Source organism: Halobacillus rhizosphaerae, from assembly GCF_046719735.1.
Classification (GTDB): domain Bacteria; phylum Bacillota; class Bacilli; order Bacillales; family Halobacillaceae; genus Halobacillus_B; species Halobacillus_B rhizosphaerae.
In genome coordinates this window covers 349952-376411 of sequence record NZ_JAUTWQ010000001.1, presented here as the reverse complement: position 1 = coordinate 376411, position 26460 = coordinate 349952, and the positions used below count along the sequence as shown (strand labels likewise).

The following is a 26460-nucleotide window of genomic DNA, read 5'->3' as shown; positions in this document are numbered from 1 at the left end:
AAAAAGCGCTTGCAGTTCTCTCTAAATGTAAGCGGAAAATCAAAAAGGATGCGACCTTCCATTCCATGGATGTTTTCGCTTATGGCGCTTGTGCGTGGGAGCTGGAACTGGATGTTCAAAAAGGGATACACCACTTGTATTAGCCAAGCATCCGATAAGGGGATATATTTTTCTCCACAATGATAATCTACTGTACCTTCTCCCTTTCATTATTTCTATGCTTATCAAAAAAACCTCTGATCAGATTACTGATCAGAGGTTTTATATCCATTATCCTTGAGGCTGGAACTTTACATCTACTCTTGTTTGACCGAATTCATCTGACACCATTTTCATTATTTCGTTTGTAGCAGATTTAGATAATTCATTTGCTTTGACTGTTACGTGAACAATATCATCATCAGAACGTACAAGCACATCATCATAAGGAGCACTCGCTTTAATGGTATTTTCTAAAATAGACTCTTTAGATTTAGTTGCCTGTAGAGTTTCAAGTTTAGTCATAGCTTCATTTTTTTCTTCAGCGGTAAAGTTGCTTGAAGCTAGCATATCTGAAAGCTGCTCTTCTAATTGGTCACGCTCATTTTCCCTGTCCAAACGAATCGCTGCAAATAGTTCGTCCGGAGAAAGCTGTGAAATGACTGTTCCATCTCCTGAAACTTCTTTGTTAGCTTGATCTTGTGCCTCTCCACTCTTATCTGTTAATTGACTATCTTGAATAAATGCCATTTCCCCATTATCAGGTGAGGTCATATAATACACACTCAATACAATTAATAAACTCAGCATTGTTAATAGCCAGACTGTCTGTTTTTTTATCATTAAAATCCCTCCTTATTATTTAGGCAGCACAGAAACACGGTGACTAGGTACATCTAAGACTCTGGAAATTGCTTCCACCACCCATCCTCTTACCGTCATTTGATCAACTCCTTTGGCAGTAACGAAGACCCCGCTGACTTGTGGTTTTTCTGTTTTTGTTAACAACGGAACTTCACGATCGCCTTGACGGACGAGTACGAGCTGTTCTTCTTTTGAATAATCCTCTATTTCTCTTTCCCCTCCATTCTTATCCGTTTCTTTTGTTGTCTGCTTCCCAATGATCAAGTTCTTGTCGTAAACTTTCTCTTGTGTGGCCGATAAATTAATCATGATGTCCACATCACTAACCCCTTCTATGTTTTCTAAAAGTGGTTTCAATTGTTTCTCATACTCAGATTCCAGCTGGCTTATTGAGTCAGTCGTTTCCGATGCTTGAACAGCATTGGATTGAGACTGACTTTCCACCGCTGCATTATTGGGGACAGGTTTATCATTATTTGGTTTAAACATACTGCTTGTTAAAATGAGCAGTACACCAATTAGGCCCAGTCCAATAATATATTTTGTTTTATTTATTTTTCTCCCTTCTTTAGAAGACAATGGGTTAAAAAGCTTATTCCACCATTTATTCATCCTCTTCCTCCCAGCGGATTTCAATTTGATCTTGGTTAAGATCCAAGTGCTTCTGCAGCCAGCTGTTTACTTCCTCACTTTCTCTCTCTAAATCTGGTTTTTGAGATTTTTCAGTTACCGAAATATCAATATCTTCTACAGTATTTTTATCTTGGGCAGGAGCTAAGGTAAGAATGAGCTTGTCCAGAGTGTCTAACTGATAAGGTTCCTTTAGGAAAGTCATGTCTATATCTTTTAGGTTTAGCTTCCATTCATTCTTTAATGGCTTCTTTATTTCTTGGGACAAAGCTTGTTTAACCTGTTCTAATTTATATGCATCTTGTCCCTCAAGTATTTCATTTTTCTTAGATTCAATGGTTTGATCTAATTCTTCTTCATTCACTTGCTGCTTCATTTTATTCTCTGCCTGTTGAATCATCTGATTAGGATCCACTTTCAGAATCTGCAGTAAAGGCCCAATAAAAATTAGCAGAAGCAGGATAGACATGACTAAACGCGCGTATTTCTTCATCGTGCCTGAAGGCAATAGTGCATCTGATACCATAGCCAACAATAAATACAAGACTATTCGTGTAATATATTCAGTGAAAAAATTCATCTTTCACACCCTTATCGAACCATCATCGTTATGTTACTAGCGGCTACCATAATTACGATTACTAGAAAAAACATCATAGAAACCATTAATAGTGCTGCAAAGATATACATGATGTGACGGCTGATTACACCCATGGCATGAATGATCGGACCGTCGCCCAGAGGCTGCAGGAGGGCAGCTGCCAGCTTATAGATAATTGCTATAGCAAAGACCTTTATTGCAGGGAAAATAGCAATTCCAAGAAGAATCACTACCCCTGCAATCCCCAGAGTGTTTTTTAGAACGAGTGACGCTCCAAGAATGGTATCTGTAGCGTCTGTAAATAAGCGTCCGACGACTGGAACGAAATTCCCCGTCACAAATCTGGCAGTTTTCATAGTTACCCCATCCTGCACAGCTGTTACTGTCCCTTGAACAGAAATCACCCCAAGAAATATAGTCAAAAAAATTCCCATTACTGCTAACCCGGTTTTTCTTAACAGATCCGCCAATTGATCGACTTTATAGGAACTGTTTAGCGATCCGACTATAAGTAAAAGGGCTGATGCTGAGAATAGCGGGATTAAAAGATATTTCACAAGCAAGCCACTTGATTGAACAAGAGCTACGATAATCGGGTGAAAAAATGAGATGGACATTAAGTGACTAAAAGAAGCCATGATTCCTAGAAGTAAAGGCAGCAGGCCGATCATGAAGCTGCTCATACGATCTATAGTATCCATCGTATAATTAATCACCTGGTGGAAACTTTCTAAGGCGAGTGTGAGCAGAACCAGGTAGATAACCATATAAGCAATTTTGCTCACTACTGTATTTTCAAATGATGATTGAATGGATTGAAGCAATGTACTGAACAAAGTGAGAAATAGCAAGGACGCTAATAACTTTCCATTTAAGAGAAGCTCATGAAAGAAAAATTTTGTGATTCCTGAAAGCCAGTCGGAGGATTCCAACGGGGTTTCGGAAGTGATGAAATCCCTGAAATTATTCATATTAAATGTTGGGAGATAGTCCCCATATTGACTATTTAATTGATCCCAGCTCTGCTCTAATTCCTGAGTAGAGACATGATCCATCAGGGAAGGAGCTGGGCTCATTTCAGTGGACGCTGATACAAGAATAGGGAAACAAAGAATTCCAATACATATACAGATAAGAAAGGTTATAGATTTCATTAGATACCTCACTATCTTATCCCGCGTGGCCAGGTATAAAGTTTAGGATGGTTTCGATAACTGCTGTAAAGATAGGGATCGCCAACATTAAGATAAATAATTTACCAGCCAGTTCAACTTTCGAAGCAAGTGAACCAAGGCCGGCATCTCGAATTAATTGAGCCCCAAATTCTGCAATGTAGGCGATGCCGATAATTTTCAAAATGGTTTTGAAATAGACAGGTTCAATATTTGCCTTTTCCGCCATGTAAGATAAAAGCGTAAAAATATGTTTCACTTGATCCAATATGGTCATAAATATAATAATCACTGTGAAGATCAACAGCAGAAAAGCAGCTGAAGACTTTTGTTCCTTCAACAAAATGATGAGTAATGCTGCAACCAGCCCAAGAGAAACAATTTGAATAATATTCATTAGCGGCTATCCTTGATAGAGGAAAACGGATTTTATTTGAGAAAATAGCTCTGCCAGCCTGTGCAGAACAATAAACAGGACGATGATAAAACCTGTTAAAGTTACCACTTGGGCAATTTCTTCTTTTCCCATCTGCTTTAAAATACTGTGAATCATCGCTACTATAATTCCGATACCGGCAATTTGAAATAAAATGGATGCATCCTCAAGCACAATGTTCCTTCCTCCTTCTACATAATTAGAATGATCACCAGCAAACCGCTCAACACCCCGATCCCTCTGGCTAATCGCTGATACTGATCACAAACGTCCATAGCTTCACTCAACTCTCGATCCAAGTGGTGAAGCGTTAATTGTATTTGCTTTTGCTGCTGAACCAAGTCATGCTGGCCGAGAGTACTACCAAATTGCTGAAGAATTTCAAGTTCATTTTTTGTTAGAGCATTCTGCGGCCAATGCTTATTTAATTGGGTGGACCACAACACCGAAAAGTCTGCACACGGCTGTTTGTCCTCCACCAAATTTAAGAAAAAATTTCTGATAGGTGCTGGGAGGTTTTTGGAAATACTTTCGCAGACTTCTTTAAGTGAAGATTGACCATAAACCATCTCGGCCTCTATCATTTGAAGAGCATTTTTCCATTGTCTAATATGCCCTGGCCTGTTTTTAAATTTGGCAGCCGCATCAAAACCTGCCCACGTTGTTACCGTTAAAATGATAATGGCTCCGATCCATTGCACGACTAGACCTCCCTTTCAAATGGGCGATGGTTTGTCCCATTTCATCCAAAACAAGTGCTGAACCTTTTTTATCTGGGCGCAGTCTTTCTAAAACGATGTAACGATTAAAAATACGCTCCTCGATTAAAGTTTTTGCTGAAGGACGGTTCATGACTGAGGATAAGTTATGTCCGTGAATCGTACAGATAATTTGAACTCCCGTGAAAATAGCTTCTCTCACTGCATCCGCGTCCTTCATCCCCCCTATTTCATCTACTACTAAAACTTCTGGAGACATGGAGCGAATCATCATCATCATCCCCTCAGCTTTTGGACAAGCATCCATAACATCTGTCCGCTCACCAACTTCAAGCTGTGGAATTCCTTGGAGGCTGGCAGCAATTTCAGAACGTTCGTCCACGAGGGCTACCTTTGATGCGCTGCTCTGCGGATTGTCAGTTGCGATCCATTTCGTTATTTCTCGGAGTAGCGTAGTCTTACCAGAATGAGGCGGCCCGATAATCAGGGTATTCGACCATTGATCGTGATCATAAAGATAAGGAATGAATTGTTCTGCTTGCCCCGGTGCGGATCTGGCAACCCTTATATTCATAAAAGAGATATGCTTCAATGTTTCTATCTCGTTGTCGACGGTATTTGCTTTTCCCGCTAACCCAATTCTATGGCCGCCTTCAATGGTAATAAATCCTTCTTTTAATTCGTCCTTAAATCGATAGAGTGAGAACTGGCTGATTTGATTGAGCACATAGGATAAGTCTTTTTGGGACATCTCCTGACCTTTAATTCTCTGCATTCCCTGTGCATCTAGCACCTCAATGGCCTGATGCACTCGGAGCCGGAGTTCCTGGACAGACTTCCAATTGACATTCTTAGTTAAGAGAAGTTGAAAGTGTTCAGGAAACAGCCTGATAATCTCTTTCATTCGTTTATACTCCTTTAACTTGGTTTACTGTATATGTATGTGCTTTGTTTCTACTTATGACATATCAAATGATATAAAATAGAACAGTTTGAGAGAGGAGTCTATGAAATGAAGATTCGTAAGAGAGAAATACGAAGTGAAGTGAAGGATTCATTATTTCTACGCTTTTAACATTCCCGTTCTCCTCCTTACACACGGGAAGGCGGAAACTTGCGTGATGCACAGGCAAACTCCGTTTAGGTTGCAGGAATGATTGATCTTTTCCCAAGAGGAAGAAGGTCCGAAACAATAAAGCCGCGGGAAACAAGAGGAACTCCGCCTGGAAATCACAGGGAATTAACCTTTCCAAGTGAGATGCGAATTAGATAAAACCATACTAGAAGTAAAAATGCTCACAAAAAAAGCTGACCCTTTTAAGGATCAGCTTTTATGGTTATTTATGCTCGTGATACGTATTTCCCGTCACTCGTATTAATAAGAAGATGTTCTCCTTCATTTATGAAGAATGGAACTTGAACGATTAATCCTGTTTCTAGCGTGGCAGGCTTAGTACCGCCGCTCGCTGTATCTCCTTTGATGCCCGGTTCGGTTTCTGTGACCTTTAATGTCACGTTATTCGGAAGTTCAACTCCAATGGTTTCTCCCTGATACGTTTGAATATGAACTTCCATATTTTCCGTTATATAGTTCAACTGGGATTTAATATTCGCTGTCGGAAGTTCCAATTGCTCATAGGTCTCAGTATCCATGAAAGCATGCATGTCACCATTAGCATACAAGTATTGCATTTTACGGTTTTCAATATGAGCACGCTCTACTTTTTCGCCGCCTCGGAACGTTTTCTCTTGAATGTTTCCATTTCGTAGATTACGAAGCTTGGACCGGACAAAGGCCGCTCCTTTTCCCGGCTTCACATGCTGGAAGTCCAAAACCTGCCATATATCGTTGTCTACCTCTATTGTAAGACCTGTCTTGAAATCATTAACCGAAATCATGTTATTTCCTCCCTTTACTTAAAGCGTGATTAATTCTTTTTTAGAAAAGCTCAACCGTTCATTACCATTATCAGTAATAACCGCGTCATCCTCGATTCGGCAGCCGCCGACATTAGGAACATAAATTCCTGGTTCCACAGTAACCACCATGCCTGGTTCAAGCACTTCATTCGATCTGAATGATAAGCCTGGTCCTTCATGTACATCTAATCCGACACCATGTCCGGTGGAATGACCAAAATATTGCCCATATCCTTGTTCTTTAATATAATCACGAGTTAGAGCATCTGCTTCAACCCCTGTTATACCTGCCTTTAATCCTTCCATCCCCTTTAACTGAGCTTCTAAAACGGTATGATAAATCTTATGGAGTTCATCACTGATCTCTCCTACCGCTACGGTTCTCGTAATATCAGAACAATACCCTTTATATAAAGCACCAAAGTCCAAGGTTACAAGCTCCCCTGACTGTATTTCCTTCTCAGAAGCTACTCCATGAGGGAGAGCTGACCGATAACCGGAAGCCACAATAATATCAAAGCTTGAAGAAGTGGCCCCTTGCTTTCTCATAAAGAATTCCAGTTCATTGGACACATCAATTTCTTTGACGCCAGGTTTAATAAACCCTAATATGTGCTCAAAAGCATCATCTGCAATTTTAGCAGCATCTTTTAATATAGTAAGCTCCTCTTCCGTCTTAATCAAGCGTAATTTTTCTACAAGACCGGAAACGGGGACGAGTTCTGCCTCGATTTTACTTTTATACTGCTCGTAAACACTATATGTAACATGACTTTTTTCAAAACCGAGTTTATTGATTCCTAGTTTTTTCACCTGGTTAGCTATTTCTTCTGTCATAGGAACTTTATGCTCTACCATAGTAAACTGGCCGGCCTGCTCAGCTGCCTGCTCGGTGTAACGAAAATCAGTGATAATGATTGCTTCATCAGCAGTGATCAGTAAAACACCTGAAGAACCTGTAAAGTCTGACATGTACCTTCTATTTTTACTGCTGTCAATTAAAAGACCATCCAGTTCTTTCTCTAATAAAAGTTTGCGTAATTTCTCTAGTTTATTCATCCTTTTATCTCCCTTCACTTTCTATCTTTTTTATAATACCTAGAACAGCTAACCGATAACCGTCGATTCCAAAACCGATCACCTGACCGGCCGATACTGGGGCAATCATTGAATGGCGGCGAAATTCTTCCCTGTTATGAACATTTGAAATATGCACTTCAATGACGGGCACTGAGATAGCGCTCACCGCATCTCTGATAGCTACGCTGGTATGTGTATAAGCTGCCGGGTTGAAGATGATACCGGATACATTTCCTTCCGCATTCTGAATTTGATCAATTAGCTCACCTTCATGATTAGATTGAAAGGCGGTTAGCTCATAGTTCAGTTCATCGGCAGTATCTGTGACTAACTGTACGATGTCCTCCAACGTCTGGCTCCCATAAGTTTCTGGCTCTCTCTGCCCAAGCAGATTTAAGTTCGGACCATTCAAGAGCAGTAAACGCTTCATCATCCTCCCCCTATCCCTCTAAAAAAATAGTCATACAAGTGTAGTTTATCATAGTTATGATTCATTTGAATAATCATTCGCTGGCTCGTTAAACTGATGAAATTCATAAGAAATGGAATAGCCAATAAACACACCATACAATAAATAAAGACATGCTGTGGTTACTAAAGTATCACTTGATAGTTTAGTGAGGCTTGGAATTGCCGGGAATAAAGGATCCAGAACAACAAAGATGAGCAGGAAAAGAACAGCCGCCAAAATTACCCCCGGCCACATGCCATTTTTTGATTTAAATAACATATAATAAAGGAGAGCTGTAACTATTGAAAGAATGGCTACAACCAACACTGCTAAGACCTCCCCTAATAAGCTGCCTGTCCATTCAGTCTGCCAGAAAGAACGAAATACGAACGACGCAGCTGACACTTCTGTAAAATGAAAATAATATGCTACGACGCCCAGACCACCCCAAAGGCTCCCTGCCACAAATCCAATAAGTAATGATTTCGATAATACGCTCTGTGCTGGCTCTTTCTTATTTTGTTCTTTTTGTTTATCAGCCATATGATCACCTCGCTTTTTATCATTTCCAGTCGAATGAATTTCATGCTTGTCTTTCTGTGCAAAAGGGTAGTGATTCCAGCAATTTTACTGTAAAATAGAGGTAGAAAGTTTAGTATACTCACCGGTTGAACGTTATTTAAAATCTATAGAGGATCATCACGGTTAAACAGCTGATTTAAAATAGTGCTCAGCTTATAAGAACGAGGAATAATCAAACACATACTTATCAATTCATTGAATATTTTCATCATGATAGGAAACAATTTAAATAGCGATGCCGCACGTAAGTTCCTTATTCTGTATGAACAGATTGAGAGAGACCTTAAAGAGAGGATCCCGTCATTATTAATTCCAGACTTTATTCAAACTGCCTTTTCTCATAGATTGAGCAAAGTAGTAGAGATATAGCGCCAATGGCCCAGGACATGATGAATAACCCATCCTATGTGGTATACATCATAGTAAGGTAATCTTTAAGGTGGTTTAATCCAGAAGGGGGGAAGATAGATTATGAATCGTAAGTGGATAACACCGGTTATTTATGCTTTGATCGCTTTAGCAGTATTTTATGTGGGAATCAAGTTGACTACAGATACTTCCGCTTTTCTAAAGATGATCATCATGACCATTGGAATGGCAGCAGTGCTGTACGGTGCGATTTACTTTTTTTTCCTTCGAAACCGTACAGGATCTTTAGGAAGCCGCAACGAAATGAAGAAATATAAACAAGCCGTAAAACAGTCAAAACAGAAATATAAAGCACCGCCTGTGATTAAGAAAAGCACATCCATTAAATCTCAGGCGAAACCTTCACCGTTTAATCAGAAAAAGCGCAAACGCCCTAACGTCCCTCACCTACGGGTCATTGAAGGTAGTAAAAATAAAGGAAAAAATCGAGCCTCCTTTTAGGAGAGCTCGATTTTTTTATCGTTTCCACCTTTTTAAGAAAAGCAATGCATGGGTCCTTCCCAATTCCAACAGCTTCTCTTTCTGTTCATTGGTCATTAAAAAATCAGTGGTATTCACATCTTTAACTGGAATGAAAATAACATCTCTGCTGGTAGCTGGAGAAATATACCTGGCATCATGAGCTTGTTTCATCGTGCGAAAAAGCGCATGAAACATCTGTATCGCATTTCTTATTTTCCTTTCAGGTAGCTGGTCAGGCGGATCACTCAATTGCATTCCCAATATAGGACGTTTTCGTTTACCTTCTTCATTTTCCCATATCCAGATAGGAAAGTTGCTAAGCACTCCCCCATCGACTATTAATGATTTCCCTTTCTTCCCATGAAGCTTGACAGGCATGAAGAAATAAGGGAGTCCAGCACTCATCCTTACCGCTTTAGCTACAGAGAAAGTTGCAGGATCAATTCCATAAAGAAGTTTTAAGTCATCCGGAATGACCACCATTTTTCCTAGTGTTAAATCAGAACAGACAACCTTCAAACTCCCCTTAGGTAGATCTGAAAAAGTTCGGACTCCTTTTTCCTCAAGCCATCCTTCAATTAGCTTTTCTAAACGGTTCCCTTTAAATAAACCCATTCTGAAGTAGAGCATCAGCCATTTAGAAAATGGAAAATAGCGCTCGGGCACAGGAGCGTCAATAAGGTTTTCAAATGATAACTTGGTAAGAATCGGCTGTAAATCTTCAGCTGAATATCCAGCTGAAATTAAGGATGCCATAATTGCTCCAGCAGAGGTTCCTGCTACTCGCTTATACTCATACCCATGCTGATTCAGAACTTCCAACGCTCCTACAAAGGCGAGCGCTTTTACACCGCCACCTGAAAAAACTCCGTCCACTTTCAAGGCACCACCCCGCTTATTTCATATATAAACGGGGAAAGTCTTAATTAGAACTAGGAGCAGGAAAGAATTCATTACACAGCGATTCGCTGAAGATTACTAAACAAAGAACGATGGGCCATCACAAGAAACTGATCTATCGCCTGCAGATTCAGCCAATAAAAAAAGGCGCTTAGTAAGCGCCTTTTTCTACTCCTGATTTTGTGCTTCATTATTACGCTGAACTTCTCTCAAGTCATCCACGCGGCTGGTATTTTCATCAAAGTACTGGACGAGATCTCCAATGCGATCGATAGAATTCCAGCTTAAATGGTGCTCGATCCCCTCTACATCTTCATAGATATTTTCAGCATCTACGCCGATAATTTCCAGAAACTGCTCCAGCAGCTCGTGCCGGTAAACTAATCTTTTCCCAACTTTCTTACCTTTTGGTGTCAAGATTAATCCGCGGTATTTTTCATAATTTAAATATTGATCACGATCCAGCTTCTGAACCATTTTTGTAACTGAAGAAGGGTGAACCTGGAGATTTTCAGCAATATCGGACACCCGTGCATATCCTTTATCTTCAATAAGCATATAGATTTGTTCAATATAGTCTTCCATGCTTGGTGTTGGCATGATAAACCCCCAATGTCGCCTGGTTTGTATGTACATTCTTCATAAAAATGATACACTTTTTTTGGCTTGGTGACAAGCAACCCTCGTCCATTAGTGAAATAAAACACCGGACACGAATGTGCCCGGTGACGGTTCATCATTGACTTACAGCCCGCATTTCAGCTGGGCATTACAATTTGTACACGTATTACATCCGCCGATATCTTCCACTGTACCTTTTCGGCACACGGGACATGTATCGCCAACTTCTGAGCCTATTGTAACTTTCGTCTTCTTTAATTCATGAACCGTATCCATTAATACGACTCGCGGTTTCTTGTCTTCATCAAATTCAAACTCTGCTTGTTCGCCCGCGAAATCATTTTCTTCCGCTTTCAGTGTGAGAACCTGACTGTCCCGGCTTCCATCTACATAAACCGTACCGCCTTTTGCGCCACCGCGATATAAACGCTGATACACATTTTCTACTTGATCCACAGCGTAACCCTTCGGAGCATTTACCGTTTTTGAAATCGAACTGTCCACCCACCGCTGAATGATACATTGAGTATCGGCGTGAGCTTCAGGGGTCATGGTCATAGCTGTAATGAACCAATGAGGAAGATCTTCATCTTTTTGATCTGGATGATCTTGCAAGTATTCCTGGACAATATCAGCTTTCACCTCGATAAATTTGCCTAACCTTCCACTTCTGTAATAAGAGAAGGAGAAATAAGGTTCAAGCCCTGTACTTACTCCTACCATAGTTCCTGTACTTCCCGTTGGAGCTACGGTCAGCAAGTGAGAATTGCGAATTCCATAGGTCAGCACATCTTCTCGGATGTCTTCAGGCATAGATTTCATGTAACCTGTATTAATAAATTTCTCACGCAAGCTTCTAGTTTCTGCTTCGTTCTCCCCTTCTAGAAAAGGGAAACTGCCTTTTTCTTTGGCCAGGTTAATGGAGGAACGATAAGCCGTCGTTGCAATGGTTTCAAAGATTTCATCTACTAGTTTGTTTCCTGCTTCAGATCCATACTCTGTTTCACAATAGATGAGCAAGTCATGCAGCCCCATCACTCCAAGACCCACCCGGCGCTCTCCTAAAGCTTGAACTTTATTGTCTTCTAAGAAGTAAGGTGTAGCATCGATCACGTTATCCTGCATACGAACACCAGTTTCGACCGTACGTTTCAATTTTTCAAAGTCTACTTTCTTTTCTTCTTTATTTGCAACAGAGGCAAGATTAACAGCAGCAAGGTTACAAACTGAATAAGGCGCAAGCGGCTGCTCTCCACATGGATTGGTAGCCACAACTTTCTGTCCGTATGCACTTGCGTTTGTTTTTTCATTTGCGTTGTCAATAAAGAAGATCCCTGGTTCTGCCGAATAAGTTGCACAGATATTAATTAGATTCCATAGTTCTTTTGCTTTAAGCGTGCGGTATGTTCGAACTGCAAATCCCTTCTCTTCCCATTCTCGTACATCTCCACTTGCCTGCCATTCTTCATTGTACCTGTCCATTTCGGATTTTGAATAAGACTCTACATCCGGGAATCTTAGCGTATATTCCTCATCTCTTTCTACGGCATCCATAAACTCTTTAGTTATACAGACGGAAATATTCGCTCCTGTTAAGAAATCAGAGCCGTGAACGTCGTAGGTTCCTCCCGTGTTAAGTTTATCCTCAGCTTCCATTAAGCTCTGTTCAGTAAACCCGCCTTGTCCAGGCATCGTTTTATAATTTAATACACTCTGGTATAAATCTTTTTCTGTTTCAGTAAGGGGAGTGAATTTAAGTTTGTCTTTCGCCAGCTGCTTAATCTGTTCATCTTCTGTATTCTCGATAAGAAAGCGCAGAATCCTCGGGTTCTGCATTTTCGAAATAATAAATTCCAGAATATCCGGATGCCAGTCTGCTAGCATAATCATTTGTGCGCCACGCGTTTTGTTACTCTTCCTTTGTTGGAAGGGCCTGGTCATTTCTGCCAGGCTCTCACACTTTCATGTAAGATCAGACTATATCATCAAAGCAACATGCTCTGTCTCGCGCCTCATAGAGCGTTTCCGTTTCTATGATTTACTTTTTCCGTGATCCTCTTCCTTCTGAGAAAGGGATTGTAGGAAATTTCAATAGTCGTTGAACTTTTATCTTAGTTTCCCAAGATACTTAGCTGCTGATTGCCCAATCCTAATTATTTTCAAACCTTCATGCTCACTGTCACCAGTCACATTGTGGTTAATCAGGCTCTAAGGGTGTTCCAGCAATTCACGAGATTTTATTCCCGCCATGGTGTTAACGGGAGCCGCCCTGCTCGACCAAATGAGTTAATTTCGCAATATCATCCAGCCAGGAAACAGATCCAGAAGATTTCCCATTCACCCCTCTGGCTAATGTGTTTCGAGGTCTGAGCGTAGAACCATTCGTCCCTACTCCTCCGCCCCGGGACATAATTTCCATCACCTGTTTTCGATGATCTGATATTCCTTCACGTGAGTCCTGGATATAAGGCATGACGTAGCAATTAAAATAAGTAACGTCGGTGTTTGATCCTGCCCCATATAATACTCTTCCAGCAGGAATAAAGTTTAAGCTCGAAAGTTCTTTGTAAAACTGTTCAAAACTTTCCTGTTTCTTCTCTGGCGAAGTTTCCACTTCTGCAAGGCCAGTGGCATTCCTTTTGGCGATTTGCTCATAATAGACTTCGAGCGGCTTATCAATCGTATCCAGGTTCCTTTTAATGAGCCCTGTTTTCCGTTCTTCTTCGTGATCTAATACATTAACAAATTCATCCTCTACTTTGACAACCGCTTCGTGTGCTTCCCAGTTAATGGAATGCACAAAACCGAACCCTCTGGCTGGAAATTTAGGGTCATCTTTAACCGTTAAGACGACAAAGTCACCTTCGGCCAGCGTTAATTTCTCGGTGTCTTTAAAAGCATATCGATCGAGCATAACCAGACGTGAGACCCCTTTATGTGTTAAATGCATCTCCGGAGTAATTTCATGGACTTGAGAAAATTGGCGGATATCCGCATTTAACCGCTCCAGGTTAATCTTAGTGCGGGTTTCTCCTTTAGTGGTGGTGTTCATCTATTCATCTCTCCCTTACTGAGATTGTGCTAATGTAAGTCAGTTGTGTCATCTGTAGTTTTTTCTTCTATCATTAACATACCACATAGAGAAAAAAATAATCAATATATTGTGTTCGATTCTGACATTTTTTCTATATATAGTGTTATTGAACGAATATCTTGAATTTTGTCAATCAAAAAAATGGCCGAAATCAGCCGTAAGACTAAGGAAGAAAGAGCAAATATTCTATTTTATCTCTTCCTTGACCTTTTTCATTCATTGCAAAATAGCAGAATACACAAACTCTATTATGAACATCCTTTAGACCTGTTTGTAAAGAAAAAACTTTGAAAAGAAACCGATTCCCTCCTATAATAGAGAAGGGAAAAGAGAAACGGGGGGATAATAGAATGGACACTAACTTATGGATTTTAATAGCAGCAGCTGTAGTACTCATTGCTTTTGGTTTATATAGATTTCTAAAGGCAAGAAAAATCATAACCACTCTTACTGAAGATGAATTTCGAAATGGTTATAGAAAAGCCCAATTAATAGATGTTAGAGAACCCAATGAGTTTGACGGGGGACATATTCTTGGAGCTAGGAATATCCCACTTTCGCAAATGAGAAACCGTTTGACGGAAATTCGTAAGGATAAACCTGTCTACCTATATTGCCAAAATAGTACAAGATCTACGCGTGCCGCAATGATGCTTGATAAAAAAGGGTACCAGGACTTGAACATCCTTCAAGGTGGATTTAAGAAATGGTCTGGAAAAATTAAGCAAAAAAAATAAACGGGTAATACAATAACCTCCAGAAAGATGGAAAAGGCGAATACCATCTTTTTAGGAGGTTTTTTGTTATGTAAGTGTTATACTCACTACCCTCTTCTGCTTTCAAAATATGAAAAAGCCGGAGTCAGCATTGCTGATCTCCGGCATTCCATTATTCTTTGGTATAGCTTAATACAGGCTTTCTAGCAGCTAAGGTTTCATCCATTCTGCTTACAATTGTTGTATGCGGAGCATCCTGAACTTTTTCAGGATCCTCTTTCGCCTCATTTGAGATTTGAATCATCGCATCTATGAATGCATCCAGCGTTTCTTTCGACTCTGTTTCTGTCGGCTCTACCATCAATGCCTCTTCTACATTGATTGGGAAATAAATCGTAGGTGGGTGGTAGCCGAAGTCCAGTAACCGTTTAGCAATATCAAGGGTACGCACCCCTAGTTTCTTTTGACGCTTGCCCGATAATACAAACTCATGTTTACAGTGCTGATCAAACGGCAAGTCAAACTCATCCTGTAAACGGCGCATCATATAATTCGCATTTAACACAGCATACTCACTGACTTTTTTAAGCCCCTCCGGACCCATAGTCCGTATATAAGTATACGCTCGCACATTGATCCCAAAGTTTCCATAATAAGGTTTTACACGACCGATGGAATCTGGCCGATCATCATCAAATACATATTGCCCCTTCTCCTTCACCAGCAACGGTGCTGGCAAGTATGGAGCAAACTCTTCGGTTACGCCTACTGGACCAGATCCCGGTCCTCCACCGCCATGAGGACCAGTAAAAGTTTTGTGCAGGTTTAAGTGCACAACATCAAATCCCATATCCCCAGGTCGTGCGTATCCCAATATAGCATTAAGATTGGCCCCGTCATAATACAGTTTACCGCCCGCTTCGTGAATGATCGCTGCCATCTCCAGGATGTTTTCCTCAAAGAGTCCCAGTGTATTAGGATTTGTCAGCATTAATGCAGCAGTCTGATGATCTACCACTCGTTTTAAGTCTTCCAGATCCACAAGGCCGCGTTCGTCAGATTTTACAGTGACAGCTTCAAATCCTGCTACTGTAGCAGAAGCGGGGTTGGTCCCATGAGCAGAGTCCGGTACGATGACTTTTGTTCTGTCGAAATCACCATTCGCTTCATGGAAAGCCCGAATCATCATCAAGCCAGTCCATTCACCGTGTGCGCCTGCTGCCGGCTGAAGGGTTACCGTATTCATACCAGTAATATTAACTAACGATTCTTGCAAATCATACATTAAGCCAAGAGCACCTTGTATCGTTTCGGGAGCTTGATAAGGATGGATATGACTGAATCCTGTAAGCCGTGCTACATCTTCGTTCATTTTTGGATTGTATTTCATCGTACAAGAACCAAGCGGATAAAATCCGGAATCTACTCCGTGGTTACGCTTGGATAAAGCTGTATAGTGGCGCATAATTTGCAGCTCACTCACCTCTGGCAGCTCAGCATCCTTTGTACGAACAAATTCATCGCCTATCATATCGTCTACGTCACTTTCAGGTATGTCAAATTCAGGTAAACTAAAACCCGTTCTGCTCTCTTGACTTAGTTCAAAGATTAAAGGAAAGTCTTGATTAGTCATGATGAATGTCCCCCAATACCTTTACAAATTCGTCAATCTCGTCTTTTGAACGAACCTCTGTCACAGCAATCAGCATATGCTGATCCAGCTCTTCATCCATCTCTCCAAGGTCGTAACCGCCAATAAACCCTTTATCAAGCAGTCGGGCATTCACTTCTTTAATATCCTTGCCTGTGTCCACAACTATTTCATTAAAGAAGGCTCCATCAAATACCACAGGCATCCCGGCACTTGCTAATTCGTTTTTCATATAAGCTGCCTTCTGGAGATTCATCCACGACATTTTCTTAAGCCCTTGTTTCCCTAGTGAAGACATGGCAACTGAAGCTGCAAGCGCATTGAGTGCCTGATTTGAACAAATATTAGAAGTAGCTTTATCCCGGCGAATGTGCTGCTCTCTCGCTTGTAATGTCAGCACAAATCCACGCCGGCCCTCTTCGTCCTTCGTCTGTCCAACCAGACGTCCTGGAACTTTTCTCATTAACTTTTTGGTAGTCGCAAAATATCCGCAATGAGGACCGCCAAACTGGGCAGGAATCCCAAATACTTGTGCATCACCAACCACAATGTCCGCACCAAATTCACCAGGAGGAGTTAAATATCCAAGTGCAAGAGGATTACTGGATGTGATCATCATCGTTTTCTTTTGGGTATCAACAATCTTACGAACCTTGTTCAATGGTTCAATTTGACCGAAAAAGTTAGGATACTGGACCACTACACTAGCTGTATCTTCATCCAACTCATTCTCTAACTGTTCAAGATCTGTCAGTCCATTTTTATGGTCAATTTCTACAATTTCCAGTCCCGGTCCTTTTACATAGGAATGGATGACCGCTAAAGACTCAGGATGAATGGCTTTTGAAACGAGCACTTTTTTCTTTTTCGTGTGACCGGCCGATACGTTTACCGCTTCAGCCAAAGCTGTGCCGCCATCATACATGGATGAATTGGCTACATCCATTCCTGTCAGTTCACAGATCATCGTCTGGAATTCAAAAATGGCCTGCAATTCGCCTTGAGAGATTTCGGGCTGGTAAGGAGTATAAGCCGTGTAAAACTCTGACCTTGAAATCACATGGTCGACGATTGAAGGGATGTAATGATCATACACGCCAGCCCCTAAGAATGAAGTATGAGATTTCAGGTTAACGTTCTGGTCAGCCATTTGAGTTAGTTCTTTCATCAAAGCAAATTCATTTTTCGGTGGCTTAATATTCAGATCACCATTAAACCTTACATTTTCAGGAATATCAGCAAACAATTCATCAGTCGATTTAATTCCCACTTTTTCCATCATCTGGTGTTTATCTTGTTCAGTCATAGGTAAATAACGGAATTCCATTATGAATCCTCCTTGAAGTCTTATCGTTTATAGAACGGAGTCGGGATAACCTTTGCTTTTAAACGGCGTTTTCTTACTTGTACCATTACTTCTGTTCCTACGGCTGTAAAGTTTTGGTCAAGCAAAGCCAGCCCTACATTTTTACCTAGTGTCGGGGACTGTGTGCCTGTAGTTACAAATCCGATCGTTTCATCATCAGCAAACACTTCGTAATGGGTACGCGGGATACCCTTATCAATCATTTCAATTCCCACTAACTTGCGATCTGTTCCATTCTCTTTTTGTTCTTTCAAGCGGTCCTTGCCAATAAAGTCGGCCTCCTTATTAACTTTTACCGCAAAGGAAAGGCCAGCTTCCAGAGGAGTAATTTCCGGGCTTAGTTCCTGGCCATATAAAGCAAGGTTTGCTTCAAATCTTAGAGTATCTCTAGCACCCAGCCCAATCGGCTGTACCCCCTCTTTCTTTCCAGCTGCAAGAATCGCCTGCCATAATTCTGGACCTGAAGCCTGAGGAAGATAAATTTCAAATCCGTCTTCCCCTGTATAGCCTGTTCTTGATACAATCGCCGGGTCTGTAACCCCGGATATCGTTACCTCTTGCTCAAAACGGAAGAATTTAATAGCGCTTAAATCGGTTTTCGTCAGCTTTTGGAGAACCTCTTCTGCTTTCGGCCCTTGAAGAGCGAGCTGAACAAATTCATCGGAAACATCTTCAATGGTTACCCCATCAGTACGATGTTCTTTTAACCAAGCTGTATCTTTATCTCGGTTAGCGGCATTCACAACTAATAAGTATTGGTTTTCATCGAGCATGTATACAATTAAATCATCAACGGTTCCCCCGTCTTCATAACACATGATCGTATACTGGGCTTTCCCAGGTGACAATTTGGAAACATCATTTGTTAACATACGCTGTAGAAAAGAAAGACTGTTCTCTCCTTCTACTCTTACTTCTCCCATATGGGATACATCAAATAATCCTGCTCTCGTCCGTGTTGCTTCATGTTCTTCCTTTATACTGCTAAATTGGACTGGTAAATCCCAGCCGCCAAAATCAATCGTCTTTGCCCCTGCTTTCTGGTACTCAGAATATAACGGTGTTCGTTTCAATTCAGCCATCTAATCGCTCCTTCAGTTCAATTTTTATCCATAAAAAAAGAAACTCCTCTGGTGTTACGGGAGTCTCTGTCCGTTAACCAGAAAGTTTCACGCTATGAAAACGTATTCATATCCGCTTGCTTCTTGGGTGGTTTACCATAGTAAACGCTCTCCAGAGCTGCGTCGTACAGGGGTCTTTTTGCCTGAGAGATTCACATACTATGCTTGCTCCTTCGGCGCTACAAAAGTAGTCTCTCCCCCTGCAGTCATTCGCTTTAGTATTTTATTAGATTGCATTGGCCATACTAACCTGTAAAGCTTCTATCAGTTTTTTTGTATATTTCAGATTTATTATAACATAGCCTTGTTTCAGATTAACAAGGTTTTTTACGAATTATTTTTCATTTTTTTAAAAGAATGTTCGGAGGAAGGCCCTATGTTTAAGATTAATCATGATGAAACATTCATATCTACGCTAAAAACAAACTTAGATCAACCTGAAAAGCTTTCATCCTGGAATGGATTTAAGCTTGCCTACCAGGCAGCTGAAAATAAAACAGTTCCCGGTTTTGAGGGCCTGCTTGCCTTAAAGCATCTCCCGCATGTCGAATTTCTTGATCATCAGGTGGAAGCAGCCAGTAAAGTCATCCACGAAATGAGCGGACGTGCCATTCTTGCGGATGAAGTTGGACTTGGAAAAACTTTGGAAGCCGGGCTGATTTTAAAAGAATTGTTAATCAGAGGAATGGCGAAGAAAATCCTTATCCTTACTCCCGCTTCCCTTGTCAATCAGTGGATCCAGGAATTAAATGAAAAATTTTATATTCAAGCAGCTTCACCACGGAAAAAGAATACTGCTTGGCAGGACTGGGATATAACCGTCACCTCTATCGACATGGCTAAAAGAGAAGCTCATAAGGAAAGTATTCTTTCCATTGATTATGATTTAATTATTATTGATGAGGCTCACAAACTGAAGAATCATCAGACAAAAAATTATCAATTTGTTCAGTCCTTAAAGAAAACCTACTGCCTGCTTTTGACCGCTACTCCTATCCAAAATAATTTAAGTGATTTATTTAACCTGGTGTCCATACTTAAACCAGGATATCTAGGAAATTTAACTGATTTTAAGAAGAAGTATAATAAAGAAGCCAAGCAATCAGCTGATCAGGAGCATATTCATTCGTTACTCAGCAAACTCATGATTAGAAATCGCAGGAAGGATACCGGGCTTGATTCCTCTAAACGGATTGTGACTAATGAGCGTTTGGATTTTTCATCAGAAGAGAAGCATTTATATCAGCAGCTAGATGCACTGAGAACTGCCTATCCTTCCTTTACCTGGTTAACTTTAGCTAAAGAATTATGTTCTTCGAGAGAAGCCTGTTTTATGTCACTCAAACAGCTGGCGGCCAATGCTAATACAGAAACTGCGGCATTACTCAATGACTTCATGACTCAATTAGGAACACTGCCTCACCACGTCAAGGCAAAGCGTATGGTGGAAATTATTCAACAATCAGAAGAAAAATTTATTGTATTCACAGAATATCGAGCTACTCAGTTTTATCTGCAATGGTATTTGCAGCAGCATGGAATTTCTTCTGTTCCATTTAGTGGGAAGTTCAATAAAGGGAAAAGAGACTGGATGAAGCAATTGTTTAAGACCAAGGCTCAAGTCCTTGTCGCTACTGAAGCAGGAGGAGAAGGAATCAACTTACAATTTTGCAGTAAAATGATAAATTATGATCTTCCCTGGAACCCAATGAGACTAGAACAGCGAATTGGAAGAATTCACAGGTTTGGCCAAGAGCAAAATGTTCACATTTATAATTTCGCCATTAAGGACACAATTGAAGATCATATCATGAAGCTGCTGTATGAGAAGATAGAAATCTTTAGGCATGCAGTCGGAGATCTGGATGAAATTTTAGAAAAGATCCCCGGGGGCTCATTTGATAGACAAATCCAATCCATAATGAGTGAATCAGAAAGTCAGGGAGAAATAGATATTAAGCTGAACAATCTGGTCAGTTATGTAGAATACTCGGTTAATGAAAGGAAGGAATTAAGTTGAAAATAAACCCCTATTACGAATTTGTGAAAAACTTTTTTCTTTCCTATAATTGTTCCATTAGCGACCAAGGTCCTTACCATATGACCATCCAGTTATCAGCGGATATGGATGAAGAATTAATGAATCGTCCATTTTACTGGCATTATATGAAAAAGATGAACAGGCAGGGCGAACCAATGCAGTTAACCTTCACCCATACAAACGGTTCAGAAATAGAAGGAATATACTTACATGCAGGAAGTCCTATGCTGCAGAGGATTTATGGTATCGCGATGAAAAAAGGTCAATCTGCACGGCTCTATGAATCCATTAAGGAACCTGTAGATCAAAAGGCTATGAACCCTTGGCTTATATTGAATGCTCTAATTCAATATCGAGGAAAACAAGCGAGAGATGAACAGCTCTCAGTAGGCATCAACCTTATTCATGGAACAATCTTAACGAATATGATGGACAGTCTCTGGAATATATCCTTCGACTCTCAAGTGTCTGATTATACTTTCCCAATGACGCCGGTTATCAGCCTTATAAGCGGATATAAAAGAATCCATAATTATTTAGACACCTACATTCAGGCAGCCGACGATTCCTGGGCAAAGGATTCAATCTTACAATTAGAGAAAGAGCAGCATTTACTGCAGAGATTCTTTGAAACCGAAGATGTATCCAAAGATGACTTCTTAAAGGAGCAAGCCCAGATTGAAACCAGATATCAGCCGCGAGTTACCATAAGCATTGTGAACGGCGGTTTATTTTATATTTCCCAGCAGACGAGTCAAGGACTGCTCATGAAAACAACCTAGACTATAGATATTAAGTCTAGGTTGTTTTTCATCTATAGTTTTCTTTTGAACATTCGTAAAGCGACGGGTAACAGTCCAAACCAATAATAGGTAGACTTCTTAGTCGGTTTTTGTGCTTTTCTCTCTCTTTTTTCTGCTTTAGTTAATTGCATATATTTAACCATTTCTTCCGTTAAAAACTTCACATAGTCATTACTATTCATAAATAATCCCCACTTTGCACTATTCTTTATGATTAGTATGTCCTCTATGCTCCTGTTTTAATCGTCCTGCAATTTCCCGGGCAATTTGCTGTGGTGTTTTAGTATCCGCATGGATAATGGTATCGGCCGCACTTTTATACAAGGGCAGTCTTATTTCGTAGCGTTTTTTCTTTTCTGAATCTTCCCCTCTCCATAATGGCCGATCCGTGTCATTTTCCAGCCGGGAACAAATTTCTTCCCAGGAGACATCTAAAAAGACTACAAATCCTTTTTTTAAATGAGAAATATTTTCAGTTTTAACAACTACCCCACCCCCAGTGGAGATAATGGCGTCCTCTTTCAGTGTTTCCAGAAATTTCGTTTCCATTTCCCGGAAATACTTTTCTCCAAATTGTTCAAACATGGCAGAGATTTTCATCCCTTCTCTTTCTTCTATCTGCTGATCCATTTCTATGTATGGAAGGTTTATTTCTTTGCTTAAGTGACCTGCTACCGTAGATTTCCCGCTGCCCATAAACCCAATTAAAAAAATCTTCATAAGTTACCTCCAAAATTTTTTTGTAAAAGAAGGATAATCGCAAAAACTGTCGAAATAAGTAAAAGTAAAATTAACGAAATGAGGTGATCTACTCCCAGTGAAGTCTATTGCTAATCAGGCAAGAGAAGTGATTGTTGCTGCCCTCCAGCAAACAGCATCGGATATTCACTTTTCTGCTTACTCAGAAAATGCCACCATCCACTTTCGGATCCACGGTAAACGTATTTTCCACTCCACATTATCTCTTCCATCTTATCAGAAAATCCTTGCATATTTTAAATTTGCTTCTGGAATGGATATTGGTGAAAGAACCCGTCCTCAAAATGGAACCATTCAGCATCGTTCAGGACAAGCAGTGTATGATCTCCGCCTCTCTACTTTGCCCATTGTTGGTACAGAAAGTCTCGCTATCCGTATTTTATCCCCTATGGAAAACCTTAATTTAGAGAAATTATTCCTTTTCCCTGCTCAGCTCAAACGTTTAGAGAGCTGGTTAACCAAATCATCCGGAATGATTCTTTTAACCGGTGCGACCGGCAGTGGAAAGACTACCACTCTTTACGCTCTGCTTCAATCCATGATGAACCATCAATCTTACCAAGCGATAACTTTAGAGGATCCTATTGAAAAGAACCTTAATCATATTATTCAGGTTCAAGTGAATGAAAGGGCAGGAATTACTTATGATACTGGATTGAAGGCAGCTCTTCGCCACGATCCTGACTTAATCATGGTAGGAGAAATACGGGATAAAGAAACGGCTCAATTCGCTTTTCGTGCCGCGCTTAGCGGTCACCTCGTGATCAGTACGATTCACGCGAAAGATGCCTACGGGACGTTAAATCGATTGAAAGAAATGCAGATTAAAGTTAGCGACCTTGAACAGACTCTCATAGCCATAGCAGCCCAGGAACTGCTGTCCCTTTCCTGTGAAGACCACTTGCCAAAAAGAGCAGCGATTCTTGAGCTGCTGGAAGGACCTATGCTTCAAGAGGCTATCCACGACACTTCCCCCTATCTTCGTAAGAGCTTCCAATCTTTTCTATATTTAAGGAGCAAAGCCTATGCACTTGGATTTACAAATCAAGAAGAAGCAGAAACATAAATCCTTTCCCAAAAAAATACCTCTGGGAAAACAAATTACTTTCTTCCACAGGATGGCTGCTCTTTTGGATAAAGGATACCCCTTAGTAGATGCTTTGAAAATGACAAGCTGGGACCACTCTTTAAAGCCTATAACTGTTTCTTTGATTCATCACCTTACCCAGGGGGATCCGATTGATGTTGCATTTCAAAAAGTGAACTTCACTAAAAGTGCCGTCAATTTCCTTTATTTTGGACGAATCCACCACGATCTGCCTTCCCTATTTCACCAATGCGAAGATCTACTGCAGGTACAAAAACAATACACCAGTAAATTAAAACAAGTGCTTCGCTACCCCTTACTCCTTCTCTGTTTTCTCGTCATTGCTTTTTCCATTATTAAGCAGAAAGTGCTACCCAATTTTATCATTTTATTTCAAAATAATGATACCAAGCCCATCACATTTATTCTCATCCATTTCATTAATTATATTATTAATGGAATGGGCTTGATAATTGTTGCGTCGCTGGTTCTTTATCTTCTATGGAAAGTCATGAAACCTAGACTTACGGTTGAACAGTGCTTAACTCTTTATCAGAAAGTCAACATCTGGCGCTGGGTTAAAACCTATTCGTTTACTTTTTTATTAGCGACCCACCTCAGTTCACTGCTGTCTGCAGGATTAACTCTGCAGGCCGCTTTGGAAATGATTAAGAGTCAGACTAAATACACAGAGCTGTCTCACTACTGTAATCTGATTCTCTCTTCCCTCAGCGAAGGTGTAACACTTGGTCAAGCCATCCACCAATGTCCCTTACTCAAGGAAGAATTAACTTCCATTTTCCATCAAGTTAATGATTTACAAGCCTTGAGCCAAGAACTCACTGTACTTTCCGAGTTTCTAATGGAACAAATTCAAGATAAGATTATGAATTTAATTCAGCTGGTTCAACCCGTATTCTTTATCATTATTGCCGTGATCATTGTGACAATCTATGCTGCAATTATGCTTCCTCTCTATGAATGGATGGGACAAATATAAGTATTAGGAGACAAATAGATGACTAATGAAAAAGGATTTACATTAATCGAAATGCTGATCGTTTTATTAATAATTTCTGTCCTGTTAATCCTCACTATCCCAAATATAACGAAAAACAATACTATGATCAGAGATAAAGGCTGTGAAGCACTAGTCCTCACAGCGGATGCTCAAGTTCAAGCCTATTTTCTGGATAATGGATCCTACCCTGCAAGCTTAAATGAACTTGTTTCTGAAGGATATTTAAAGCAGGACACATGTCCTGACGGGAACTCTCTGCGCTATGATTCTGCTTCTGGTAAAGTAACATCGCCTGCTGATGAACCGCAGTCATAGGAATTATAATGGATTTTCCCTGGCTGAGGTCTTATTAGTACTGCTTGCCTGGAGTGTGCTGTTATTATGTATTGCCCCTTTCCACAGCCAAGCCGTTATAAACATGGAAAGGAAAGAATATATCCGCCAGTTGGAATCCGATGTGCTTCTCGCTCAGCAATTAACGATGGAGAACCATCCCTATTACCTTCTCTACATCCGGCCCGAGTTGAAAGAGTACTATCTATATGACTATAAACAAAAAGAAGTGGTTTACGAAAGAAAATTTCCAAAGAATTGGAGAATTGATATGTTAACCCTCACTTCCCCTATCCAATTTACTGCGGATGGAACGATTAAAAAGCCAGGGACAATGCTTATTTATACAAAAGACCAAAACTATCGAGTTGTCTTCCCATTTGGAAAAAGCCGGGTGAACATCATTGAACAGTAAAGGCTTCACGCTTGTAGAAGTCCTATGCGCCTTCACTCTGCTTCTTATGGTCATTTTTTCTATCCTGCCTGCCTTGCTTCTCCTGAAAGAGAACCAGAAACATCTTCAAGAAGATAGACAAGGACTTCTCCTGCTACACAACCAGCTCCTACAATTAAGAAAGCAGACATTAGAAGAACCCTTCAGCTTCACAAATGGAAACATTGTGTATCATTTTCGTAACGTGGAAGGATTGATTGAAGGCTGCGAACAAAGAATAAACGAGGAAAGACACTCACATCGTACGTGTCTCTACACTAATAATGAATAGTCATGGCTTTACATTAGCGGAAACGTTAATAAGTCTAATGATTACTTTGCTTATCCTCAGCCTTTCCTTTCCGCTTCTTACTTTTCTTCACTACCATTCTGCAGATGATGAACTGGCAGTATTACAGTGTTTTACATTTGTACAGGAAGAACTTAACGATGCGGAAGATGTTCGTGTTCAATCACATTTTATAGATGTGATCAATCAAAGCAGTGAGAATATCCGATTAGAGCTTTATGCGGACTCACTCAGACGCAGGGTAAACAATAAAGGAAATGAGTTTTTGATTAAAAATGTGAAGACGCTTCAATTTGAAAAAAAGAACCGTCTTGTAGTATTGACGATCCAATTGAAGGGAGGAGATCAATTTGAAAAAGAATTATTTCTTCCTTCTGAATAATGAGAGAGGAGTCATCTTTCCTTTTGTATGTGCAATCGTGTCACTTCTTATTGTCTTTACAATTTTCGCTTCCCGGCACTATAAAAATGAGATATATTTTACGGATACTTATCGCCAGGGACTAGTCTTTCAATCGCTGTTTGAAGTTGCTCATGAGAAACTATCATTGATGATCGGATCTGAACACCCCCAATCCTTAGCTTTTTCCTATCATGTTGAAACCCCAAGCGGGAATGCCGATGCCACCTGTACAAAAGTTAAGGGAAATTTTTACAGCTGCAAGTGGGACCTTGTATTGACTAATAAAAAATCTAAGATCCTTACCAGAGGCTACCCGGCGGCAAGCTCAACAGAATGAATCCTATCCTCCTTGTTGGTGACTCTCTTAGGCTGAATACTGCCTGTCACTTTAAAAATTCTTCCGCTCTAAACCATAATAAAAAATCATCATCGTATCCCTTCCGAATCAGGACGATGATGATTGTCTATGTTTTAAG

Annotated in this window: 29 protein-coding genes, 2 pseudogenes and 2 riboswitches; of the genes and pseudogenes, 10 read left to right on the top strand and 21 right to left on the bottom strand. The window is 40.4% G+C overall.

Annotated elements, in window-relative coordinates; translation table 11 throughout:
• Positions 1-270: 270 nt before the first annotated feature.
• The 12 genes from Q7A53_RS01935 to Q7A53_RS01880 all read right to left on the bottom strand — a co-directional run bounded on the left by Q7A53_RS01935 (position 271) and on the right by Q7A53_RS01880 (position 8395).
• Positions 271-822: a SpoIIIAH-like family protein gene (locus Q7A53_RS01935; RefSeq protein WP_411787419.1), complete on the bottom strand. Its 552-nt coding sequence runs from the start codon at positions 820-822 to the stop codon at positions 271-273.
• A gap of 15 nt (positions 823-837) precedes the next feature.
• Positions 838-1455 carry a stage III sporulation protein AG gene (gene spoIIIAG, locus Q7A53_RS01930; RefSeq protein WP_411787418.1) on the bottom strand — a complete coding sequence of 206 codons (618 nt, stop codon included), beginning with the start codon at positions 1453-1455 and terminating at the stop codon, positions 838-840.
• The gene (gene spoIIIAF / locus Q7A53_RS01925; RefSeq protein WP_411787417.1) at positions 1448-2053 is read right to left on the bottom strand and encodes a stage III sporulation protein AF; all 606 of its coding nucleotides are present in this window, start codon (positions 2051-2053) and stop codon (positions 1448-1450) included. The genes spoIIIAG and spoIIIAF overlap by 8 nt, the downstream gene beginning before the upstream one ends.
• An 11-nt stretch (positions 2054-2064) precedes the next feature.
• The gene (gene spoIIIAE, locus Q7A53_RS01920; RefSeq protein ID WP_411787416.1) at positions 2065-3228 is read right to left on the bottom strand and encodes a stage III sporulation protein AE; all 1164 of its coding nucleotides are present in this window, start codon (positions 3226-3228) and stop codon (positions 2065-2067) included.
• 16 nt (positions 3229-3244) lie between these two features.
• The gene (gene spoIIIAD, locus Q7A53_RS01915) at positions 3245-3643 is read right to left on the bottom strand and encodes a stage III sporulation protein AD (protein WP_411787415.1); all 399 of its coding nucleotides are present in this window, start codon (positions 3641-3643) and stop codon (positions 3245-3247) included.
• 6 nt (positions 3644-3649) lie between these two features.
• Complete coding sequence (gene spoIIIAC, locus Q7A53_RS01910) at positions 3650-3856, bottom strand: stage III sporulation protein AC (protein WP_411787414.1); 207 nt, start codon at positions 3854-3856, stop codon at positions 3650-3652.
• 17 nt (positions 3857-3873) lie between these two features.
• On the bottom strand, positions 3874-4383 hold the full coding sequence (gene spoIIIAB, locus Q7A53_RS01905; protein ID WP_411787413.1) for a stage III sporulation protein SpoIIIAB: 510 nt from the start codon (positions 4381-4383) through the stop codon (positions 3874-3876).
• Entirely contained in the window at positions 4328-5305 is a 978-nt protein-coding gene (gene spoIIIAA / locus Q7A53_RS01900) for a stage III sporulation protein AA (RefSeq protein WP_411787412.1), read from the bottom strand. The genes spoIIIAB and spoIIIAA overlap by 56 nt, the downstream gene beginning before the upstream one ends.
• A gap of 437 nt (positions 5306-5742) precedes the next feature.
• Entirely contained in the window at positions 5743-6300 is a 558-nt protein-coding gene (gene efp / locus Q7A53_RS01895) for an elongation factor P (RefSeq protein WP_411787411.1), read from the bottom strand.
• An 18-nt stretch (positions 6301-6318) separates the two neighbouring features.
• Positions 6319-7380, bottom strand: coding sequence for a M24 family metallopeptidase (locus Q7A53_RS01890; RefSeq protein WP_411787410.1), 1062 nt, complete (start codon positions 7378-7380; stop codon positions 6319-6321).
• A 4-nt stretch (positions 7381-7384) separates the two neighbouring features.
• Positions 7385-7831 (bottom strand): type II 3-dehydroquinate dehydratase, encoded by a 447-nt coding sequence (aroQ, locus tag Q7A53_RS01885; RefSeq protein WP_411787409.1) that lies wholly within the window; start codon positions 7829-7831, stop codon positions 7385-7387.
• A 54-nt stretch (positions 7832-7885) separates the two neighbouring features.
• Positions 7886-8395, bottom strand: a complete 510-nt coding sequence (locus Q7A53_RS01880; RefSeq protein ID WP_411787408.1) for a YqhR family membrane protein — start codon at positions 8393-8395, stop codon at positions 7886-7888.
• 510 nt (positions 8396-8905) lie between these two features.
• On the opposite strand from Q7A53_RS01880, the gene Q7A53_RS01875 reads away from it, so the two are divergent.
• Complete coding sequence (locus tag Q7A53_RS01875; RefSeq protein WP_411787407.1) at positions 8906-9304, top strand: SA1362 family protein; 399 nt, start codon at positions 8906-8908, stop codon at positions 9302-9304.
• 15 nt (positions 9305-9319) lie between these two features.
• On the opposite strand, the gene Q7A53_RS01870 is transcribed toward Q7A53_RS01875, so the two are convergent.
• From Q7A53_RS01870 to Q7A53_RS01855, 4 genes and pseudogenes are all read right to left on the bottom strand, one after another.
• Positions 9320-10201: a patatin-like phospholipase family protein gene (locus Q7A53_RS01870; RefSeq protein ID WP_411787406.1), complete on the bottom strand. Its 882-nt coding sequence runs from the start codon at positions 10199-10201 to the stop codon at positions 9320-9322.
• A 192-nt stretch (positions 10202-10393) separates the two neighbouring features.
• Positions 10394-10825 (bottom strand): transcriptional regulator MntR, encoded by a 432-nt coding sequence (gene mntR / locus Q7A53_RS01865; RefSeq protein WP_411787405.1) that lies wholly within the window; start codon positions 10823-10825, stop codon positions 10394-10396.
• 144 nt (positions 10826-10969) lie between these two features.
• Positions 10970-12748 (bottom strand): annotated as a pseudogene (locus tag Q7A53_RS01860) (vitamin B12-dependent ribonucleotide reductase); the annotation flags it as partial.
• Positions 12749-13103: 355 nt separating this feature from the next.
• Positions 13104-13898, bottom strand: a pseudogene (locus Q7A53_RS01855) (ribonucleotide reductase N-terminal alpha domain-containing protein); the annotation flags it as partial.
• 392 nt (positions 13899-14290) lie between these two features.
• Between Q7A53_RS01855 and Q7A53_RS01850 the strand changes: the two are divergent.
• Positions 14291-14677, top strand: coding sequence for a rhodanese-like domain-containing protein (locus Q7A53_RS01850; RefSeq protein WP_411787404.1), 387 nt, complete (start codon positions 14291-14293; stop codon positions 14675-14677).
• A 151-nt stretch (positions 14678-14828) separates the two neighbouring features.
• Here Q7A53_RS01850 and gcvPB read toward each other — a convergent pair whose 3' ends face one another.
• The 3 genes from gcvPB to gcvT are packed head-to-tail and all read right to left on the bottom strand — an operon-like array spanning position 14829 to position 18755.
• A complete protein-coding gene (gene gcvPB, locus Q7A53_RS01845) occupies positions 14829-16289 on the bottom strand; it encodes an aminomethyl-transferring glycine dehydrogenase subunit GcvPB (RefSeq protein ID WP_411787403.1) in 1461 nt (486 codons plus the stop codon).
• Positions 16282-17634 (bottom strand): aminomethyl-transferring glycine dehydrogenase subunit GcvPA, encoded by a 1353-nt coding sequence (gcvPA, locus tag Q7A53_RS01840; protein WP_411787402.1) that lies wholly within the window; start codon positions 17632-17634, stop codon positions 16282-16284. The genes gcvPB and gcvPA overlap by 8 nt, the downstream gene beginning before the upstream one ends.
• A gap of 20 nt (positions 17635-17654) precedes the next feature.
• Positions 17655-18755 (bottom strand): glycine cleavage system aminomethyltransferase GcvT, encoded by a 1101-nt coding sequence (gene gcvT / locus Q7A53_RS01835; RefSeq protein ID WP_411787401.1) that lies wholly within the window; start codon positions 18753-18755, stop codon positions 17655-17657.
• Positions 18756-18819: 64 nt separating this feature from the next.
• Positions 18820-18912: riboswitch (glycine riboswitch) on the bottom strand.
• 3 nt (positions 18913-18915) lie between these two features.
• A riboswitch (glycine riboswitch) is annotated at positions 18916-19004 on the bottom strand.
• 166 nt (positions 19005-19170) lie between these two features.
• Here gcvT and Q7A53_RS01830 point away from each other — a divergent pair.
• Both Q7A53_RS01830 and Q7A53_RS01825 read left to right on the top strand, forming a co-directional pair.
• Positions 19171-20814: a DEAD/DEAH box helicase gene (locus Q7A53_RS01830; protein WP_411787400.1), complete on the top strand. Its 1644-nt coding sequence runs from the start codon at positions 19171-19173 to the stop codon at positions 20812-20814.
• Positions 20811-21617, top strand: a complete 807-nt coding sequence (locus Q7A53_RS01825; RefSeq protein ID WP_411787399.1) for a YqhG family protein — start codon at positions 20811-20813, stop codon at positions 21615-21617. The genes Q7A53_RS01830 and Q7A53_RS01825 overlap by 4 nt, the downstream gene beginning before the upstream one ends.
• A 32-nt stretch (positions 21618-21649) precedes the next feature.
• On the opposite strand, the gene Q7A53_RS01820 is transcribed toward Q7A53_RS01825, so the two are convergent.
• Complete coding sequence (locus Q7A53_RS01820; protein ID WP_411787398.1) at positions 21650-21820, bottom strand: YqzE family protein; 171 nt, start codon at positions 21818-21820, stop codon at positions 21650-21652.
• A gap of 19 nt (positions 21821-21839) precedes the next feature.
• Complete coding sequence (locus Q7A53_RS01815) at positions 21840-22358, bottom strand: shikimate kinase (protein WP_411787397.1); 519 nt, start codon at positions 22356-22358, stop codon at positions 21840-21842.
• 97 nt (positions 22359-22455) lie between these two features.
• Between Q7A53_RS01815 and comGA the strand changes: the two genes are divergently transcribed.
• The 6 genes from comGA to Q7A53_RS01785 all read left to right on the top strand — a co-directional run bounded on the left by comGA (position 22456) and on the right by Q7A53_RS01785 (position 26321).
• Positions 22456-23463 carry a competence type IV pilus ATPase ComGA gene (gene comGA, locus Q7A53_RS01810; protein ID WP_411787396.1) on the top strand — a complete coding sequence of 336 codons (1008 nt, stop codon included), beginning with the start codon at positions 22456-22458 and terminating at the stop codon, positions 23461-23463.
• Positions 23423-24484, top strand: a complete 1062-nt coding sequence (locus Q7A53_RS01805; protein ID WP_411787395.1) for a type II secretion system F family protein — start codon at positions 23423-23425, stop codon at positions 24482-24484. The genes comGA and Q7A53_RS01805 overlap by 41 nt, the downstream gene beginning before the upstream one ends.
• Before the next feature lie 18 nt (positions 24485-24502).
• Positions 24503-24820 (top strand): competence type IV pilus major pilin ComGC, encoded by a 318-nt coding sequence (gene comGC / locus Q7A53_RS01800; protein ID WP_411787394.1) that lies wholly within the window; start codon positions 24503-24505, stop codon positions 24818-24820.
• Positions 24804-25253 (top strand): competence type IV pilus minor pilin ComGD, encoded by a 450-nt coding sequence (comGD, locus tag Q7A53_RS01795; RefSeq protein ID WP_411787393.1) that lies wholly within the window; start codon positions 24804-24806, stop codon positions 25251-25253. The genes comGC and comGD overlap by 17 nt, the downstream gene beginning before the upstream one ends.
• A gap of 302 nt (positions 25254-25555) precedes the next feature.
• Positions 25556-25963 carry a competence type IV pilus minor pilin ComGF gene (locus Q7A53_RS01790; protein WP_411787392.1) on the top strand — a complete coding sequence of 136 codons (408 nt, stop codon included), beginning with the start codon at positions 25556-25558 and terminating at the stop codon, positions 25961-25963.
• Positions 25932-26321 (top strand): hypothetical protein, encoded by a 390-nt coding sequence (locus Q7A53_RS01785; RefSeq protein ID WP_411787391.1) that lies wholly within the window; start codon positions 25932-25934, stop codon positions 26319-26321. Before Q7A53_RS01790 ends, Q7A53_RS01785 begins: the two co-directional genes overlap by 32 nt.
• Positions 26322-26460 lie beyond the last annotated feature (139 nt).